The organism is Bradyrhizobium sp. UFLA06-24 (assembly GCF_054967145.1).
This window is the reverse complement of sequence record NZ_JADFUE010000027.1, coordinates 1-17,138: the sequence shown is the minus strand read 5'-3', so window position 1 is coordinate 17,138 and position 17,138 is coordinate 1. Positions and strand designations below refer to the sequence as shown.

17 protein-coding genes and 2 pseudogenes are annotated in these 17,138 nt (G+C 63.5%); 7 read left to right on the top strand and 12 right to left on the bottom strand.

Annotated features, from left to right (window positions below):
- Window positions 1-29: 29 nt before the first annotated feature.
- Both amaB and IF809_RS21710 read right to left on the bottom strand, forming a co-directional pair.
- Window positions 30-1,586 (bottom strand): L-piperidine-6-carboxylate dehydrogenase, encoded by a 1,557-nt coding sequence (amaB, locus tag IF809_RS21715; protein WP_128964833.1) that lies wholly within the window; start codon window positions 1,584-1,586, stop codon window positions 30-32.
- A gap of 36 nt (window positions 1,587-1,622) precedes the next feature.
- Window positions 1,623-1,877 (bottom strand): annotated as a pseudogene (locus IF809_RS21710) (2-oxoadipate dioxygenase/decarboxylase family protein); the annotation flags it as partial.
- 239 nt (window positions 1,878-2,116) lie between these two features.
- On the opposite strand from IF809_RS21710, the gene IF809_RS21705 reads away from it, so the two are divergent.
- The gene (locus tag IF809_RS21705) at window positions 2,117-2,263 is read left to right on the top strand and encodes a hypothetical protein (RefSeq protein ID WP_373291518.1); all 147 of its coding nucleotides are present in this window, start codon (window positions 2,117-2,119) and stop codon (window positions 2,261-2,263) included.
- 137 nt (window positions 2,264-2,400) lie between these two features.
- Complete coding sequence (locus tag IF809_RS21700; RefSeq protein WP_462838461.1) at window positions 2,401-3,885, top strand: aldehyde dehydrogenase family protein; 1,485 nt, start codon at window positions 2,401-2,403, stop codon at window positions 3,883-3,885.
- Between the two features lie 196 nt (window positions 3,886-4,081).
- Here the strand turns inward: IF809_RS21700 and IF809_RS21695 are convergent.
- Window positions 4,082-4,266, bottom strand: a pseudogene (locus IF809_RS21695) (formate dehydrogenase accessory sulfurtransferase FdhD); the annotation flags it as partial.
- Window positions 4,267-4,328: 62 nt separating this feature from the next.
- Here IF809_RS21695 and IF809_RS21690 point away from each other — a divergent pair.
- From IF809_RS21690 to IF809_RS21675, 4 genes are all read left to right on the top strand, one after another.
- On the top strand, window positions 4,329-4,937 hold the full coding sequence (locus tag IF809_RS21690; RefSeq protein WP_462838460.1) for a cysteine hydrolase family protein: 609 nt from the start codon (window positions 4,329-4,331) through the stop codon (window positions 4,935-4,937).
- Between the two features lie 136 nt (window positions 4,938-5,073).
- Window positions 5,074-6,147: a flavodoxin family protein gene (locus IF809_RS21685; RefSeq protein WP_462838459.1), complete on the top strand. Its 1,074-nt coding sequence runs from the start codon at window positions 5,074-5,076 to the stop codon at window positions 6,145-6,147.
- A gap of 71 nt (window positions 6,148-6,218) precedes the next feature.
- Window positions 6,219-6,548: a four-helix bundle copper-binding protein gene (locus tag IF809_RS21680; protein WP_462838458.1), complete on the top strand. Its 330-nt coding sequence runs from the start codon at window positions 6,219-6,221 to the stop codon at window positions 6,546-6,548.
- A 9-nt stretch (window positions 6,549-6,557) separates the two neighbouring features.
- Window positions 6,558-6,734 (top strand): hypothetical protein, encoded by a 177-nt coding sequence (locus tag IF809_RS21675; protein ID WP_462838457.1) that lies wholly within the window; start codon window positions 6,558-6,560, stop codon window positions 6,732-6,734.
- A gap of 2 nt (window positions 6,735-6,736) precedes the next feature.
- On the opposite strand, the gene IF809_RS21670 is transcribed toward IF809_RS21675, so the two are convergent.
- The 3 genes from IF809_RS21670 to IF809_RS21660 form a co-directional block, all read right to left on the bottom strand.
- Window positions 6,737-7,459, bottom strand: coding sequence for a DUF72 domain-containing protein (locus tag IF809_RS21670; RefSeq protein WP_128964838.1), 723 nt, complete (start codon window positions 7,457-7,459; stop codon window positions 6,737-6,739).
- Window positions 7,460-7,612: 153 nt separating this feature from the next.
- Window positions 7,613-7,909: a hypothetical protein gene (locus IF809_RS21665; protein WP_128964839.1), complete on the bottom strand. Its 297-nt coding sequence runs from the start codon at window positions 7,907-7,909 to the stop codon at window positions 7,613-7,615.
- A gap of 101 nt (window positions 7,910-8,010) precedes the next feature.
- Window positions 8,011-8,325 carry a hypothetical protein gene (locus IF809_RS21660; protein WP_462838504.1) on the bottom strand — a complete coding sequence of 105 codons (315 nt, stop codon included), beginning with the start codon at window positions 8,323-8,325 and terminating at the stop codon, window positions 8,011-8,013.
- Window positions 8,326-8,618: 293 nt separating this feature from the next.
- Between IF809_RS21660 and bamA the strand changes: the two genes are divergently transcribed.
- Window positions 8,619-11,135, top strand: coding sequence for an outer membrane protein assembly factor BamA (gene bamA, locus IF809_RS21655; RefSeq protein ID WP_462838456.1), 2,517 nt, complete (start codon window positions 8,619-8,621; stop codon window positions 11,133-11,135).
- Here the strand turns inward: bamA and IF809_RS21650 are convergent.
- From IF809_RS21650 to IF809_RS21625, 6 genes are all read right to left on the bottom strand, one after another.
- Entirely contained in the window at window positions 11,132-12,364 is a 1,233-nt protein-coding gene (locus tag IF809_RS21650) for a hydantoinase/carbamoylase family amidase (protein WP_462838455.1), read from the bottom strand. The genes bamA and IF809_RS21650 overlap by 4 nt on opposite strands.
- On the bottom strand, window positions 12,357-13,142 hold the full coding sequence (locus IF809_RS21645; protein ID WP_462838454.1) for an ABC transporter ATP-binding protein: 786 nt from the start codon (window positions 13,140-13,142) through the stop codon (window positions 12,357-12,359). Before IF809_RS21645 ends, IF809_RS21650 begins: the two co-directional genes overlap by 8 nt.
- A complete protein-coding gene (locus IF809_RS21640; protein WP_128969210.1) occupies window positions 13,139-13,912 on the bottom strand; it encodes an ABC transporter permease in 774 nt (257 codons plus the stop codon). The genes IF809_RS21645 and IF809_RS21640 overlap by 4 nt, the downstream gene beginning before the upstream one ends.
- A 70-nt stretch (window positions 13,913-13,982) precedes the next feature.
- Window positions 13,983-14,927 (bottom strand): ABC transporter substrate-binding protein, encoded by a 945-nt coding sequence (locus IF809_RS21635; protein WP_462838453.1) that lies wholly within the window; start codon window positions 14,925-14,927, stop codon window positions 13,983-13,985.
- Between the two features lie 104 nt (window positions 14,928-15,031).
- Window positions 15,032-15,760 (bottom strand): histidine utilization repressor, encoded by a 729-nt coding sequence (gene hutC / locus IF809_RS21630; protein WP_128964844.1) that lies wholly within the window; start codon window positions 15,758-15,760, stop codon window positions 15,032-15,034.
- Window positions 15,757-17,115, bottom strand: a complete 1,359-nt coding sequence (locus tag IF809_RS21625; RefSeq protein WP_462838503.1) for a formimidoylglutamate deiminase — start codon at window positions 17,113-17,115, stop codon at window positions 15,757-15,759. The genes hutC and IF809_RS21625 overlap by 4 nt, the downstream gene beginning before the upstream one ends.
- Window positions 17,116-17,138 lie beyond the last annotated feature (23 nt).

Below are 17,138 nucleotides of genomic sequence, written 5' to 3'. Positions count from 1 at the left end.
TTGCGCTTGCGATGCGCTGGCACGCATCTCTAGGCTACGTCGAACTTGACGCCCTGGGCGAGCGGCAATGTGCGGCCGAAATTGACGGTATTGGTCGCGCGGCGCATGTAGGCCTTCCAGGCATCCGAGCCCGACTCGCGTCCACCACCGGTTTCCTTCTCACCCCCGAAGGCGCCGCCGATTTCGGCGCCAGATGGGCCGATATTGACGTTGGCAATCCCGCAATCCGATCCACGTACTGACAAGAAGGCTTCGGCTTCGCGCAGGTCGTTGGTGAAGATTGAGGACGAGAGGCCCTGCGACACTGCGTTGTGCAATTCGAGCACCGCATTGAAATCCCGGTATTTGATCACGTAGAGAATGGGCGCGAAGGTTTCGTGCACGACAGGGCCAGTCTGTTCTGAGATCTCGACCAGCGCCGGGCGAACATAATACGCCTCATCGGCGCCGTCGGAGAGAACGCGCTCGCCGCCGAATACCTTGCCCCCTGCGGCGCGCGCCTCGCTCAGCGCCTTCTGCATCGAGGCGAAGGCTGCCGCGTCGATGAGTGGACCGACCAGGGTGCCGTCCTTGAGCGGGTCGCCGATGGTTACGGACTCGTAGGCGCGTTTTAGGCGCGGCAAGAACGTGTCATAAATGCTTTCGTGGAGGAAGAGGCGGCGCAGCGTCGTGCAGCGCTGGCCTGCCGTTCCCATGGCGGCAAACGCGACCCCGCGCAGCGTCAGGTCGAGGTCGGCTGTCGGCGTGACGATTGCGGCGTTGTTGCCCCCCAGCTCGAGGATCGCGCGCGCAAAGCGTTTGGCGAGGCGCGGTGCGACGATACGCCCCATTGCCGTCGAACCGGTCGCCGAGACCAGCGGCACCTTGGCGTGATCGACCAGGATCTCACCGATGTCGCGACCACCAAACAGAACGGCGGACAGCGCGTCCGGTGCCTTGCCGCCCTCCGCTTTGAATCGCTCCAATGCGCGATTGAGCAACGCCTCCGTCGCAAGCGCCGTCAGCGGCGTCTTCTCGGACGGCTTCCAGACGATGCTGTTGCCACAAATCAGCGCCAGCGCCGCGTTCCATGACCATACCGCGACGGGGAAGTTGAACGCCGAGATGATCCCTGTGACGCCGAGCGGATGCCAGCTTTCCATCATCCGGTGCTCGCTGCGCTCGGTTGCGATGGTCAAGCCATAGAGCTGGCGCGACAGGCCTACCGCGAAGTCGCAGATATCGATCATCTCCTGGACCTCGCCCAGGCCCTCGGACGCGATCTTGCCGGCTTCGATCGATACAAGCCTGCCGAGCGCCTGCTTGCTGGCGCGCAACTCCTCGCCAAGAAGGCGGACGAGCTCGCCGCGCTTCGGGGCAGGCACGAGCCGCCATTCGAGGAAGGCCGCATGCGCCCTGTCGATTGCCGCCTGCGCGTCGGCGGCGCCGATCTCGTTCACATGGCCCGTGATCTCGCCGGTGATCGGCGATCGTGCAATCAGCTTGCCACCGGTGTACCGGCTGCGCTTGACGCCGAGTGAGCCTAGGAGCGTGTCTGCCTCGCCCGCCAGGGAGTTGATGGTGCGGGTTGCGGTTGTGGTCGTCATGGGGGTTTTCTCTTAGACGGTTAAAGTGCGGTTCGATCAGGCCATGGCTTGCCGTGCGAGGTGCGGCAACTCGAGCTGGACCAGAAAGACCCTTTCTGCCTGCGCGTAAAGCTTCATCTCATCGCGGACCTCGGCGCCGAGCGCGGTTTCGAACATAGCCCGATTGGAACGTGCGGCGTAGTTCCGCTGCTGTTCGGTGCCGAGCTTCGACTGGAAGATTCCTGCCGCGCTGACGGGTAGAAAATCCTCGTAGACGATCGGATCGTAGCGCAGAAAGCCCGCAGCGATCAAACCATTGAGGCCTGGGCGACCGGTGAACGCCTTCACCTGGAATCCAACCTATTCTGCTCCTAACGCACGCCGGTCCTCCTCCGCGCCGATCGGCATCGCGGCGAACTTAGCCTCTACCAACGCGAGGTATTGATCGTAGGCGCGCTTGCTACAGAGCCAGGCGGACGCCTCGGATGTCATCATTCTTTGCGTGACGGGCCCCTCAAGTTGAAGCGATCCTCACCGGCGAGGCAGGCATTTTGTCGCGCCTCCGCAAGGGGTGCGTTATCGTCGATTGTTCGACGGCGCTGCGGGACTCGACTTTGCGGATGGCCGCCGCGCTAAAGAATATCTCCTACTGCCGGACGATGGCGGGTAAACTCCGGGGCATCCAAGGCGATTGCTGACGGCGTGGGCGCCGCCATCGCGGCGGTGTCGAGAGCGGCCATGGCCACGCCTATTTTTCCGACCTGGTGCGGCTCCTTCGGAAGACGAAACCGGCAGCCTAGAGAGAATAAGTGTTGAGACAGGGAAGACTAACCCAATGACGACAAAGACCGACATCCGATTTCCTGTGGACGGCCGAACGCGCAAGATGTTCGTCGATGGCGCGTGGGTCGAGGCCCGCTCGGGGCAAGTCTTCGAGACGCGCAACCCTGCGACCGGGGAAGTGATCGGTCGCGTCCCGCGCGGAGATGCCGGCGATATCGACATCGCCGTCAGGGCCGCCCGTCGCGCCTTTGCCGGGCCCTGGAGCCGCTTCAAACCGTTCGAGCGACAGGCTCTGCTCCTGCGTATCGCCGACCTGTTCGAGAAGCACTGGGAAGAGATCAGCCAGTCCGACACGGCGGACATGGGCATGCCGATCGTCAGGACGTGGGCCAACAAGCTTCGCGTGCTCGGCATGCTCAGATATTACGCCGGCATGGCCACCGCGATTCATGGCCAGACGATCGACAATTCGCTCCCGGGCGACATCGTCTCGTTCACGCGGAAGGAGCCGGTCGGCGTCGTCGGCGCGATCATCCCCTGGAACGCGCCCACGGCTGCGTCGGTCTGGAAGATCGGGCCGGCGCTCGCGACCGGCTGCACGATCGTGCTGAAGCCGTCCGAAGAAGCGCCGCTGACGCCGCTCTTGATCGCGGATTTGATGAACGAGGCGGGAGTGCCGCCCGGCGTCGTCAATGTCGTGACCGGGACCGGGGCGGAGGCGGGCGCGCCTCTTGCCGAGCATTCAGGTGTCGACAAGATTGTCTTCACGGGATCTACTGCAACCGGACAAGCCATCATTCGTGCGTCCGCTGGCAATCTCAAGCGGGTGTCGCTCGAGCTCGGCGGAAAGTCGCCGGTCATCGTCTGCGCCGATGCCGACCTCGACAAGGCCGTCCCGATTGCGGCAATGGCGGCGTTTGCCAATTCGGGCCAGATTTGCATCGCCGGCTCCCGCCTGTTCGTCGAACGGTCGATCCACGACGAGTTGGTCGAGCGGCTCGGGAAATTCGCTTCGGCCCTGAAGATCGGTGACGGAGCGGATCCCTCGACCGAGATCGGACCTCTCGTTTCCGAGCGACAACTCGACAAGGTCGAAGGTTTCCTGAACAGCGGACGTGACGAGGGCGCGAAGGTCGTGACCGGAGGCCGGAGACTGAGAGAGGGTAATTTCGCCAAGGGCAATTTCGTGCAGCCGACCGTGTTCGCAGGCGTTTCCGACAACATGCAGATCGCTCGCGACGAAATCTTTGGTCCTGTCATTTCCGCGCTGCCGTTCGATACGCTCGATGAAGCCGTGGAACGCGCCAACGCGACGCCCTACGGGCTTGCGGCGGGTGTCTTCACGCGCGACGTGAGCAAGGCCCATATCGTCTCGCGCAGTCTGCGGGCGGGTTCGGTCTGGGTGAACACGTATCACGCCATCGACCCTGCATTGCCTTTCGGCGGCTACAAGATGAGCGGCTATGGCCGGGAGGGCGGCACCGAGCAGCTCGACGAGTACCTGAACACGAAAGGGGTCTGGATCAAGCTGGACTGACCCGGCCTCTGCCAATGCTCGACAAGTCTTTTGCCTGGGTTTGCGCTTGGCCGAACTCGCGCCGCGGAAGGCCCCGATCCCGCAATATATCTTGATTTAGGCCTGCAGCGGGTCAAATTCTGTTCGGAAGATCCAGAGCGGCATGTCTGATCGGCGGGACCAAGAGTGGTCGCACTCGGTTCGTCCCTGGCGGTGTTCAACGACAGACGCCCGCGGGATGGCTGAAAATCTCGAAATCGCTGCCGCGTGCGATGCCGATGAGCGTCAGCCCGCTAGCCTCGGCAGTTCGTATCGCAAGCGCAGTCGGCGCGGAGATCGCGACGACGATGCCGACGCCGATGCGGCTGTCTTCTGCACCCGGATGGAACGCCTCGGCGTGACGCGGGTTCCTAAGCTGGACGCGCCAACGCGCAGAGAGCCGCCGGTCGCGGCGGTGGAGGACGATGAGGGACAGCCAGTCGCAGGTTGCCGAAATCCGGGATGCAGTCCATCTGTGCATCGATATGCAGAACATCTTCGCTCCCGGCGGTCTTTGGGCAACTCCCTGGATGGAGCGCGTCCTGCCGACGATCGTCGATATCGTTTCGCGTCATCAGCCGCGAACGATCTTCACCCGCTTCATCACGCCGAAAGTCCCCGAGGACCGGCCGGGCCAGTGGCAAAGCTACTTTCGGCGCTGGCACCAGGCGACGCGCGATCATCTCCCGCCGTCCGCGCTCGAGCTCGTGCCGCCTCTGGCACGTTACGTGCCGCCGCTCCGGATCGTCGACAAGCCGGCTTACTCGGCGTTCAGCAATCCCGCGCTGGCAAGTTTGCTGGTTGAGCTCGGCATCGGGACCGTGGTGATATCGGGCGCGGAGACGGACGTTTGTGTCCTCTCGACGGTGCTGAGCGCCGTCGATCTCGGCTTTAGGGTCGTCATTGTGGAGGATGCGCTGTGCAGCTCGTCGGATGTCGGTCACGATGCGCTCATGACGATGTACCGAACGCGCTTCCACGGTCAGGTCGATCTCGTGACCTCGGAGGAACTGGACGAGTTCTGGCGCGAGTAGCCGGACGACCGGCCGCTTGTTCTTGCGCAGCCTCTCGAGCACCTCGCGATCGCGCGGGTTCCTGCCTTTGATACCTCGGGAACCGCACGTCCGATCCTGGGTTGGTGGGATCGCACCCACTCACCGAGGGCCCGGCATGACGGAACTCGACGTTCGCAAGGGGATGCCGCCCGTCAAACTGTCGCGCGAAGAGTTCGAGCGGCGTTACAGACGGGAGTTCGTCGATCCCGCTTTCACGCCGCTTCAGGGCGAGCTCGACGCGATCATCGGCGCCGCCTGGGACGCCTACAGCAATTCGCGCAAGGCGCCGCTGACGCGGAAGGCGGGCGCTGGCTTTTCCGACCCGAACTACGACTTGTCCATCGACTGGCTGGAGACCCGCGCGGCGGTGCTGGATGCCCAGCGCCGCCACGACGACACCAGCATGCCTGCGCGCATCCTCATCATCAACGCCTCCGCCCGCAGCGAGCACACCTGTCCCGGCGAAATGTCGAAGACCTGGCGCATGGTCAAGCTGGCTGAGCCGGTTTTTGTCGAGATGGGATTTGCCGTCGACATTCTCGATCTCTCCCGCCTGACTTCGGAATTCGGCAAGAAGATCCATCCTTGCAAATCCTGCGTCTCGACGGCGATGCCGCTCTGCCACTGGCCATGCAGTTGCTACCCGAACTATTCACTCGGCCAAACCAGCGACTGGATGAACGAGATCTATCCGCTCTGGGTGGCGGCGCACGGCATCCTGATCGTGACCCCAGTGAACTGGTATCACGTCCCGGGCGGGCTCAAGGCGATGATGGATCGCCTGGTTTGTGCCGATGGCGGCAATCCGGATCCGACCTCGACCCACGGCAAGAAAGCTGCCGAAGCGAAGGCGATCGAGCTGAAGGGCTGGCCGTATCCGCGCCATCTCGCCGGCCGGCATTTCGGTCTGGTTGTCCACGGCGACAGCACTGGTGCGGAAGGCGTGCGCCGCGCTCTGTCCGACTGGCTGACCGACATGCATCTGGTCTCGTCGGGACGCTTCGGCGAGATGGACGGTTATGTCGGCTACATGGAGAAATACGCCACCTCGCATCACGAGCTGGATGAAGATCGCGGGTTTCAACACCAGGTTTTGAATGCGGCGCGGGCACTCGGAAATGCCGTCCGACTCGCACGGGAACTGCGCGATGAGCCGGGGCCCGGACTTGAAGATCCCAACCCGAAATGATGGGTCTGAGCCCGGGAACGATGGGCGCCGGCTGGCTTTGACTGGTTGGAAAAGCGACAGCTGGAGAGACCATGGCCCAAACGGAACAGATGACCCGCTGTATCGAGCTGTGCCTGAGCTGCTACCGGACGTGCCTTGGCATTGCCATGAACCATTGCCTTGAGACCGGCGGCAAGCACGTCGAGCCCAGGCATTTCCGTCTCATGATGGCGTGCGCGGAAATGTGCCGCACATCGGCGCATTTCATGTTGATCAACACGCCGCACCACAAGCACACCTGCCGGGAATGCGCCGAGATCTGCGCGGAGTGCGCGAAGGATTGCGAGCGGGTCGGTGGCATGGACGAATGTGTCGCCATGTGCCGCGCCTGCGCCGAGTCCTGCCGCGCCATGGCGGCGTGAGGTCGTCCCATGCTGGAAGAGAAACTCAAGGAAGCCATCGCTGGCGAACTCAAGCGCCAGGCCGCCAACCGGCCGCAGGCGCTGAAGGTGGATAATGGCGGCGCGGAGGAGCTGGTCGTCAACGGCAAGATCGATCTCGCCGAGCTCGCCATGGTCATTGCCGGCTCCGTTGCCGGTGGTCCATAGCTTTAAAGCAGCGCCTTCAGCTTCAGCGCGTCGGCCGGCGCGGCGCTCTTCTGGTCGTTGTCGAAATAGACATAGACGTCGCAGCCTTGACGCTTCCACGAATTGATGCGTTTCGCCCATTGTACGAGTGCCGGCTTCGTGTAGTGCCCGTGGTAGCGCCCGCTCGGACCGTGACCGCGCACATAGACGAAGTCCGCCGTGCGCTTCCAGGGTGCCGGCGCATCGTGATGATCCGACAAGCAGAGCGAGATGTTCTCGTCGGCCAGCATTCGCAGGATGCGAGGCTGATACCAGCTCGGATGACGAAATTCGAAACTGTAGCGGCGTTTTCGTGACAGCAGCTTGAAGAACGAGCCGAGCCTGTCGGCATTCGCCTCGAATTGCGGGGGCAGCTGGAACAGGATCGGCCCCACCTTGTCCCGCAGCAGTGAAATGCGATCCTCCAACAGCTCGAGGCTGTTTTGGGACCGATCGGTTAAGCGTTTCCAGTGCGTGATGAACTTCGAGGCCTTCCAGGCGAAGACGAAATCGCCGCCGGTCTGTTCTCGCCACGCCTCGACCGCTTCCGGCGTCGGCGTGCGGTAGAACACGCCGTTCAGCTCCGTGGTGTCGAATTGGCTGGCGTAATACTGCAGTTGCTGCTTCAGCGGCAGGCCTTCGGGGAAGAAGGGCCCACGCCAGGAGCCATAATGCCAGCCGGAAGTACCAATCAGGACGCGCGCCATTCGAGATCGTTCATGAATAGAAGCTGCCCCTGACGGTAGAGGTGACCGCCTCGATCTTGTTGCCTCGAGGTCGCGGACGAATGCGCCGAAATAGTTCGCGTTGCAGTTCCGGCGCGTGGGAGCCCGGCCTCGCGGGAGGCCGGGCTTGCTCCGTCAGCGTCGCTGTTTCGCCGCACGGGGGCGGGTCGTCCGCCGGTTATAGGGTGACCGGTTGACCGGCTTCAGCGAGATGCCCTCGCGATGCGCCTTGCTGCGGATCGCTGCGATCGGGCGCTGAAGCTTGATGCTCATGACGCCGGTGGGCGTGTTGCCCTTCGCAAGCTGCCGCAACATCCTGACGTCGGCCGTCGACCACGGTTGACGCGAACGGCGCTTGTACGAGGGGTTTGCCTTGCGCGGTCCCTTCTTGCCAATGGGGGAGCCGGGACGTTTCCATGCTGATCGTGCCATGTTGATCCTCCTTGGTCATCAAGGCACGAATCAGCATCTTGGTTCCATGCCGAGGCGCGTCGGCTGGTTCAACTGGCGAAACTGCCAATCGGTCGAGCCGGCTACCAGGCGAGCGGAATCCTTTGTTCAAACCCGCCGAGGTCGGAGGCCGGGCTGAGTGGCTGCCGGTCGAGCGGCCGATTGTTGTTCGGACGGGCGAATGACGTGCCAGGCGGATAGGCGTAATCGCTGAACTTCCGGTCGCCGGGCAGCACTTCGGTGCCGCCATCCAACCAGGAGCGCTTGCTCACATAGATGCGCGTATGCGGACCGGATTGATAGGCACGGTTCGGGCCGTACGGACCGTAGTCGTAGACGGCCTCTGTCGACGGCTGCGACCGGTCGCGCTTGCGGACCGTGTCTGCGTTGCAAATCATGGTCGTGGTGAAAACTGCGACCAGCGCCAGGCTGGTCGAGACGATTGGCTTCAATGCTTGCATCCCATGCGCGTTGGCGACGTCCGCGCCTTTCGCACCGGCCTTGTGGCCTTGTAAACAAGCCTTGTTTTGCCCAATGTTGCTGGCTTTTGGCGCAAACGCCCCGCCTGCGGGGCACGCGTGCTGGCGCGTCAATCAATCTCAATGCCCAGAAACAGTACAGCAATCCTGAAGCCACACCGTGGCCACAGCTTTCCCGTTTCAGAGCAGGTCAGGTGCTCTTGAGGTGTGGAATGTCGTTTTTGCGGGCCTGGCTTGTTGCGGCGGTCGTGAGTGGTGTGTCGGTTGCAATTTCACTTCCGATGGTGCTGTTGCCGCAGCCGGTCTCGGCGGCGCAAGCCACGGACGCCATCGTGGTCGAGGGCAATCGCCGCGTCGAGGCCGAGACGGTTCGCTCCTACTTCAACGCCAACGCCAGCGGCCAGTTCGATCAGGTCGCCCTCGACGACGGCCTCAAGGCGCTGGTCGAGACCGGCCTGTTTCAGGACGTGAGGGTCAACAGGGCCGGCGGTCATATCGTCGTGTCGGTGGTGGAAAACGCCGTGATCGGCCGCGTTGCGTTCGAGGGCAACAAGAAGATCAAGGACGAGCAGCTCTCCGCCGAAATCCAGTCGAAGCCGCGCGGCACCTTCTCGCGCGCCATGGTGCAGTCGGACACGCTGCGGATCGCCGAGATCTACCGCCGCTCGGGGCGTTACGACGTGCACGTCACCCCCGAAATCATCGAGCAGCCGAATAACCGCGTCGATCTCGTCTTCACGGTCGAGGAGGGCGCCAAGACCGCCGTCAAGTCGATCGAGTTCATCGGCAACAGCGCCTACTCGGCCGCGCGTCTGCGCGACGTGATCAAGACGCACGAGAGCAATCTGCTCAGCTTTCTCGGCAACAACGACATTTACGATCCCGATCGCGTCGAGGCCGATCGCGACCTGATTCGCCGCTTCTACCTGAAGAACGGGTTCGCCGATGCCCAGGTCGTGGCCGCACTCACCGAATACGATGCGGACAAGAAGGGCTTTCTCGTCACCTTCAAGATCGAGGAAGGACAGCAATACCGCGTCGGCTCGGTCGATTTTCGCTCCAGCATCCCCAATTTCGACGCGGGCTCGCTGCGTAGCATATCACGCGTCACGGTCGGTTCGCTCTACAACGTCGAAGCGGTCGAGAAGTCGACCGAGGAAATGCAGATCGAAGCCTCGCGCCGTGGCTATGCTTTCGCCGTGGTGCGGCCGGGCGGCGACCGCAATTTCGAGGCGCGTACCGTCTCCGTCGTGTTCAACGTCGACGAGGGCCCGCGCACCTACATCGAGCGCATCAATCTGCGCGGCAACACCCGCACCCGCGACTACGTGATCCGCCGCGAATTCGACCTCTCCGAGGGCGATGCCTACAACCGCGCGCTGGTCGACCGCGCCGAGCGCCGGCTGAAGAACCTGGACTACTTCAAGAGCGTCAAGATCGTCACGGAACCCGGCTCGTCCAGTGACCGTGTCATCCTGATCGTCGACATGGAAGAGAAATCGACCGGCGACTTCTCGATCTCGGGTGGCTATTCCACCAGCGACGGTGCGCTTGCGGAAGTCTCGGTCTCCGAGCGCAACCTGCTCGGTAAGGGCCTCTATGCCAAGGCGTCGGTCAGTTACGGCCAGTATTCGCGCGGCGTATCGCTCTCCTTCGTCGAGCCCTATCTGCTCGACTATCGGATCGCGCTCGGGTTCGATACTTATTGGAAGGATCAGAAATCGAACAGCTATACGAGCTACGGCGTGACGACGCTGGGCTTCTCGCCGCGGCTGGGCTTCGCCTTGCGCGAGGACCTGTCGCTCCAACTGCGCTACTCGCTGTATCAGCAGAGCATCACGCTCGCCAGCCCCTACAACAATTGCAACAACAACGCAGCCAACACGTCGTTGGCCTTCAACCCGACGCCGGCTTACATCCAGAACGTCCTTGGCGGGGTGGATCCCACGAACTCCACCAGTTCGGGCGTCTACGGTTACGGCTGCTACGGCGACGGCGAATCCAGTCTTCCTGTCCGAAAGGAGCTTGCGAACGGCGCGACCTGGACCTCGGCGCTGGGCTACACGCTGAGCTACAACACGCTCGATAACACCAAGAACCCGACTGACGGCCTACTCGTCGACTTCAAGCAGGATTTTGCCGGCGTCGGCGGTGACGTTACCTATCTGAAGACCGCGCTCGACACCAAATACTACACGGCGATGGTGTCCGACATCGTCAGCGTGATCCATCTGCAGGGTGGGGTGCTCAGCAAGCTCGGCAACAACGAGCTGCGCATGCTGGATCACTTCCAGATGGGTCCGAACCTGGTCCGCGGCTTCGCCTCGAATGGCATCGGCCCGCGCGACATCACCTATTGGAACTACGGCTCGAGCGGTGATGCGCTCGGCGGCACGAAATATTGGGGCGCATCGATGGAGTTGCAGATGCCGTTCTGGTTCCTTCCCAAGGAAGTCGGCCTGAAGGGCGCCGTCTATGCCGATGCCGGCTCGCTCTGGGGCTACCAGGGGCCGACCTCGTGGGCGGCGACGGGCGAGGTCAACACCAAGGCTTGCCCGACCTGCGGATTGCAATATGACGACAGCAGCGTGGTGCGGTCCTCGGTCGGTGTCGGCCTGATCTGGGCTTCGCCGTTCGGACCGCTGCGCTTCGACTACGCCGTGCCGCTGACCAAGGGCAAATACGACATCGTCCAGGAGTTCAGATTCGGCGGCGGTACGTCGTTCTAGCGATTCAGTATCCGCCGGCACGCATCGACGAAAACCTGCGCGCCGGTGACGATGTCGGCGTCCGCAGTGTTTTCGGTCCAGTGGTGGCTGATGCCCCCGATCGAAGGCACGAACAGCATGCCCGCGGGCATGATAGTCGCGAGCATCTGCGCGTCGTGGCCGGCGCCGCTGGGCATGCGGATAAAACGTCCGCCGGCCAGCTCCTTGCTCGCGGCTTCGATGGCATCCTGAATGCCGGCATTCATCATGGCCGGCGCGCCGGTGCGGATCTTCTCTACGTTTGCGGTGCAGGGGCCCTTCGCGCTCGCTTCGGCTGCCATCGCTCGCAGCAACTCCTCCAGCCGCGGGATCACGGCCGGATTGTCGTCCCGGATCTGGAACAGCATTTCCGCGCCACCCGGAATGATGCTCGGCGCACCCGGATCGAGCGTGATGCGGCCGGTGGTCCAGACCGTGCGCGGTCCGCATGCGGCCGGGAAGTGCTCGTCGATCGCCACGCAGAACTTTGCCAGCGCGAGACCCGCATCCTTGCGCACGGCCATGCGCGTGGTGCCGGCGTGGTTCTGCTCCCCGATGAAATTGATGCGGTACTGCCAGATGCCGACGATGGAGGTCACGACACCGATCGCGAGCTTGCCGCTTTCGAGCGTGTCGCCCTGCTCGATATGGGCCTCGAGATATCCGACGTGCCGTCCCGGCTCGACCGTGATGCGCGAACGTCCGGCGAGGCCCATGTCGCTGAGCGCGTCGCGCATGGCGCGGCCATTGGTGCGGTCGCGCGCGGCATCGATCTCCGCCTCGGTCACCTGTCCGACATAGGAACGCGAGCCGAGGAAGCTGCCGAAATGACCTTCCTCGTCACACCACGCGGCGACTTCGACAGCGCCTTTCACGGAGTGATCGGCGTTGAGCACGCGGGCAGCCTCAAGGGCATAGACGACGCCGAGCGGGCCATCCAGCCAGCCGGCATAGTTCTGGCTTTCCAGGTGCGATCCGGCGAGCAGTTTCGGTCCGGACTTGCTGCTGGTGCCGACGATATTGCCGATGCCGTCGATCGCACCGGCGAGGCCGGCCTCGGGCAGCTTCTGCACCAGCCAGTCCAGCGATTGCCTGTGCGGCTCCGAGAAGGTCGGCTTGTGCACGCCGGACTTGTAGGTGCCCAGTGCACGGAGCGCATTGAGATCGGCGAGGACGCGCTCGCCATTGGCGCGGGGATGAGTATCAGGCATGTTCGGCAACCTTCAACGCCTCAGTGCGGATCTCCTCGACCAGCCGTTCCTTCAGTTGGACGAACTCGGGCGTGGTCTTGATCTTGTAGGAGCGCGGATGCGGCAGGTCCACGGCGATCTCCGCCTTGACGCGGCCCGGGCGGGCGCTCATGACGATGACGCGGCTCCCGAGGAAGATTGCTTCCTCGATGTCGTGGGTCACGAACAGCACGGTCTTCTGGTCGCGCTCCCAGATCCCGAGCAGCATTTCCTGCATCAGGGCGCGGGTCTGGTTGTCCAGCGCACCGAAGGGCTCATCGAGCAGCAGGATCTTGGGATCATTGGCGAGCGCGCGCGCAATCGCCGTGCGCTGTTGCATGCCGCCGGAGAGCTGTTTCGGCCAGTGGTCCTCGAAGCCGGCAAGTCCGACCTGGCGGATGAAGTCATCCGCGACCTTGTTGCGCTCCGCCTCGGCCACGCCGCGTTCGCGCAGGCCAAAGGCGATGTTCTCGCGCACGGTGAGCCACGGAAACAGCGTGTAGGACTGGAACACCATGCCGCGATCGGCGCCGGGGCCGGTGACCTCGCGTCCGTCGAGCGTGACGCGTCCGCTGGTCGGACGGTCGAGACCGGCGACGATGCGCAGCAGTGTGGATTTGCCGCAGCCGGACGGGCCGAGGATGGTGACGAAGTCGTTGTTGCCGATGGCGAGGTCGGTCGGCTCCAGCGCCCTCGTGGGGGCGTTGCCGTGACGTGACGGAAAGGTGCGCGAGACTTGCTCGATCCTGAGGATCGTCATGCCAGCCTCCACGGAAACAGCCAGGCATTGAACGCCTTGAAGATGAAGTCCGAGAGCAACCCGATCAGTCCGATCACGATGATGCCGAAGATGATCTGGCCGGTATTGAGCAGCGCCTGGCTGTCGGTGATCATATGTCCGATGCCGGAGGACGAGCCGATCAGCTCGGCGACGATCACGTAGGTCCAGGCCCAGCCGAGCACCAGGCGCAGGATTTCCGCAATCTCGGGTGCGGAGGAGGGCAGCAGCACGCGGCGGATGATGCCGCGGTCGCTGGCACCTAACGTATAGGCGGCTTCAACCAGATCGCGCCGCGTGGCACCGACGGTCACGGCGACCATCAGGATCACCTGGAACACCGAGCCGATGAAGATGACCAGCAGCTTCTGCAACTCGCCGATGCCGGCCCACAGGATCAACAGCGGAATAAAGGCGGAGGCGGGCAGATAGCGCGCGAAGGAGACGAAGGGTTCGAGAAAGGCCTCGATCGGTTTGTAGGCGCCCATCAGCACGCCGAGCGGAACGGCGATGATCGCGGCCAGCGCAAAGCCGCCGACGACGCGCCAGATCGTCATGCCGATGTCGAACAGGAAGCCCTGCTTGACCAGGAGATCGTAACCCTCCTGCACCATGGTGAGTGGGTTGGCGAGAAATGTCTTTGACACATGGCCGCCAAAGGTCGCCCAGGACCAGAGGGCGACGAACAGCACGAAGAACGCGAGGCCATAGGCCACGCGTTGCTTCGATGTCACGGAATCCAGGGGACGCATCGTCAGATCTATCCGAATGGCGATCATGCGCTGATCCCGCTGCGCGGCGGGACCAGCAGGGTGTCGGAGCCTACTTGATGAAGCTGGCGTCGTAGAGGTCCTCGATCTTCGGCGTGGCCTTGATGATGCCGATCTCGAGCAGCAGCTCGGCCGCATCCTTGTTGAAGGCGAGGAAGTCGCCCGCGAAGAACTTCTGGTTCGAGGCCTTGTCCTGCCAACGCAGGTACTTCGCCGAGTTGCCGAACTGCTCGGCAGTCTGCTTAACGTCCGCGCCCATGATCTCATAGGCCTTGGCCTGATCCTTGGCGATCATGTCGAGCGCCTCGAAATAGCTATTGGCGAGGGCCTGCGCCGCCTTCGGGTTCTCGGTCAGGAATTTCGGCGTGCAGCCGAACGTGTCCATCACGATCGGATAATCCAGCGTGGTCGCGATGATCTTGCCCTTGTCGGGGGCGGCCCGCACGGTCGACAGATACGGCTCATAGGTCATCGCGGCGTCGTTCTGGCCAGAGACGAACGCCTGCGCGGCTGCGGCCGGCTCGAGGTTGACCACGGTGACATCCTTCACCGTGAGGCCATTCTTCTTCAGCATCCAGGCCAGCGCGAAATAGGGCGAGGTGCCGGGCGCCGAGGCCGCGACGGTCTTGCCCTTCAGCTCCTTGATCGAATTGATGTCGTTGCGCACGGCCATGCCGTCGGCGCCATAGCTCTTGTCGAGCTGGAAGATCTGCTTGGTCGCGACGCCATTGGCGTTCCACGAGATCCAGGTCTCGACCGTGGTCGCTGCGCACTGCACGTCGCCGGAAGCGATGGCGAGGTGGCGGTCCTTCTGCGGGATCTTCTTGATGGTGACGTCGAGGCCATTCTTCTTGAAGATGCCGGCTTCCTTCGCCAGCGTCAGCGGTGCAAAGCCGGTCCATCCGGAGATGCCGACTCCGACCTTGATATCGTCGGCGAGCACCGGGGTGACGGCCGTGAGCGCAATGATGGTCGCAAATATTGTCGAGCTACGCATGATTATCGTCCTCTTGCCCAGAAGGTTTGACGTCCTGTTGATCTCTGTCGGCCGCTGTGGGCCGTTGCGGAAAACGTTGCACGATTTGTGCCGACATCGTTCCCTCAGCCTCCCTTGAATCGCGCGACAAGGCGGTGAGAGTCACCCGGATAGAGCAGGCGCACCGCGGTGATCGTGCGTGCGCTGCGCCAGGTATAGCGGTCGATCACGAGGCACGGCGCGCCGATGGCGATGTCGAGCGCTTCTGCGGTGCGATCATCTGCAACGATGGCGCTGATCGTGTGCTCGGCCTCCGTCCAGGGGACATGATGAAGCAGCCAAGAGCCTGGCGGCTCGCGCGAGAAATCCGCGGTCGCAGCAGATGGCACAGAGGACAGATCGATCAACCTGTCCTCGACGGCAAAGGGCACGTTGTCGGCGCTGTGGCGGCAGGCGATCGCAATCACCTTGCCGGCTTTCTTGACACCGAGACGCGCGCGATCGGCAGCGGTCGCCGCGCGCAGCTTGCGGCCGATCAGCTCGTAACCATAGCTGCGGCCGAGCGCGGTGATCTCGGCGCGGATATCGGCGATCTTGAGCACAGCCGACTGATGCTGAGGTCGGCGCACGAACGAGCCGGCACGTCGTCTCCGCTCGATCAGGTCCGCCTGCGCGAGCTCAGATAGCGCCTTGTTCACCGTCATGCGCGAACAGCCGTAGCGTGCCACGAGCTCGTGCTCGAACGGGATGCGGTGGCCCGGCGGCCATTCACCCGTCAGGATGCGCTTTTCGATATCGGCGCGGATGCGCTTGTAGAGCGTCGGCTTGTCGGCGCTATCTGTGGCAAGGCTCACGCGACGAGCCTCCGGATCGCGGCGTTGAAGCCGTCGCGCGCGGATTGGCGCAGTTTATGCTGCCCGCCCTCGACAACCTTGTTGCCGCCGGCCCAGACGCAATCGATCGCGCCGCTTCCCGCCGCGAAGATCCAGCCGTCAATGAGCGCATCGCGGCGGCGTTCCGCCAGCGAGGGATGCATGCTATCGAGGGTGACGATATCGGCGCGCGCGCTGGGCGAGAGGCCGATTGTCGGCTGTGCCAGCGCCCGCGCGCCGCCCGCAAGGGCATCGTCAAACAGCGTGCGACCAGTCGAACGTCCGGCGCCGCCGGACAGCACGTTGCGCGCGCGATGCTTCAATCGTTGGCCATATTCGAGCTGGCGCAACTCGTCGGCGACACCGACCAGCACATTGGAATCGGTGCCGACGCCGAACACGCCGCCGGCGTCGAGATATTCGCGCGCCGGAAAGATGCCGTCGCCGAGACTTGCTTCGGTGACAGGGCAAAGCCCCGCGACCGCGCCGGTCTTCGCGAAGGCGATCACTTCCGCATCCGTCATATGGGTCGCGTGAATGAGGCACCAGCGCTGATCGAGTGGTGCGTGCTCCAGCAGCCACTGCACGGGCCGCTGCCCCGACCAGGCCAGGCAATCCTCGACTTCTTTCACCTGCTCGGCGGCATGGATGTGCACCGGTCCGCCGTCCGCAAGCGGAATGATCGCCGCGAGCTCGGGCGGTGCCACCGCGCGCAGGCTGTGCGGCGCGATGCCGATATCGGCGCCCGGCAAGTTTGCAATCGCTTTGCGCGAAGCCGCCATCAGCGCGGCGAACTGATCGACCGAGCAGATGAAGCGGCGCTGGCCGTCATGCGGCGCAGCGCCGCCGAATGAGCCGTGCGCATAAAAGCTTGGGAGCAGCGTCAGGCCGATGCTTGAGGTTTCTGCAGCCTGCGCAATCCGCGCAGCCATCTCCGCGGGGTTGGCATAAGGCGAGCCGTCGCGATCGTGATGCAGATAATGGAATTCGCCGACGCGGGTAAAACCCTGCTCCAGCATCTCGACATAGAGCAACGTCGCGACGGCGGCGACATCATCCGGCGTCATCGACAGTGCGAAGCGGTACATCGTCTCGCGCCAGGTCCAGAACGTATCGGTGGAATCGCCGCGCAGTTCGGCAAGTCCCGCCATGCCGCGCTGGAAGGCGTGACTGTGCAGGCTCGAAAGTCCTGGAAGCGCGATGGCGTGACGCTCGTCGCCCGCGGCTGGAGCAACGCCCGGCGTCACCTCCGCGATCGCGCCGGCGGTGATCACCACCTGCACGTCATGGGCCCAGCCCGAGGGCAGGAGCGCGGAGGCGAAATGCAGTCGGGACATGGTGACACGCCGGCTGGACAGAA

Bases quoted from the DNA above. Each gene is read 5' to 3' on its own strand.
- bamA (WP_462838456.1), top strand. From the start codon at position 8,619: ATGTCGTTTTTGCGGGCCTGGCTTGTTGCGGCGGTCGTGAGTGGTGTG.
- amaB (WP_128964833.1), bottom strand. From the start codon at position 1,586: ATGACGACCACAACCGCAACCCGCACCATCAACTCCCTGGCGGGCGAG.
- IF809_RS21640 (WP_128969210.1), bottom strand. From the start codon at position 13,912: ATGCGTCCCCTGGATTCCGTGACATCGAAGCAACGCGTGGCCTATGGC.
- IF809_RS21645 (WP_462838454.1), bottom strand. From the start codon at position 13,142: ATGACGATCCTCAGGATCGAGCAAGTCTCGCGCACCTTTCCGTCACGT.
- IF809_RS21680 (WP_462838458.1), top strand. From the start codon at position 6,219: ATGGCCCAAACGGAACAGATGACCCGCTGTATCGAGCTGTGCCTGAGC.
- IF809_RS21675 (WP_462838457.1), top strand. From the start codon at position 6,558: ATGCTGGAAGAGAAACTCAAGGAAGCCATCGCTGGCGAACTCAAGCGC.
- IF809_RS21700 (WP_462838461.1), top strand. From the start codon at position 2,401: ATGACGACAAAGACCGACATCCGATTTCCTGTGGACGGCCGAACGCGC.
- IF809_RS21685 (WP_462838459.1), top strand. From the start codon at position 5,074: ATGACGGAACTCGACGTTCGCAAGGGGATGCCGCCCGTCAAACTGTCG.
- IF809_RS21635 (WP_462838453.1), bottom strand. From the start codon at position 14,927: ATGCGTAGCTCGACAATATTTGCGACCATCATTGCGCTCACGGCCGTC.
- IF809_RS21625 (WP_462838503.1), bottom strand. From the start codon at position 17,115: ATGTCCCGACTGCATTTCGCCTCCGCGCTCCTGCCCTCGGGCTGGGCC.
- IF809_RS21650 (WP_462838455.1), bottom strand. From the start codon at position 12,364: ATGCCTGATACTCATCCCCGCGCCAATGGCGAGCGCGTCCTCGCCGAT.
- IF809_RS21660 (WP_462838504.1), bottom strand. From the start codon at position 8,325: ATGATTTGCAACGCAGACACGGTCCGCAAGCGCGACCGGTCGCAGCCG.
- IF809_RS21690 (WP_462838460.1), top strand. From the start codon at position 4,329: ATGAGGGACAGCCAGTCGCAGGTTGCCGAAATCCGGGATGCAGTCCAT.
- IF809_RS21670 (WP_128964838.1), bottom strand. From the start codon at position 7,459: ATGGCGCGCGTCCTGATTGGTACTTCCGGCTGGCATTATGGCTCCTGG.
- IF809_RS21665 (WP_128964839.1), bottom strand. From the start codon at position 7,909: ATGGCACGATCAGCATGGAAACGTCCCGGCTCCCCCATTGGCAAGAAG.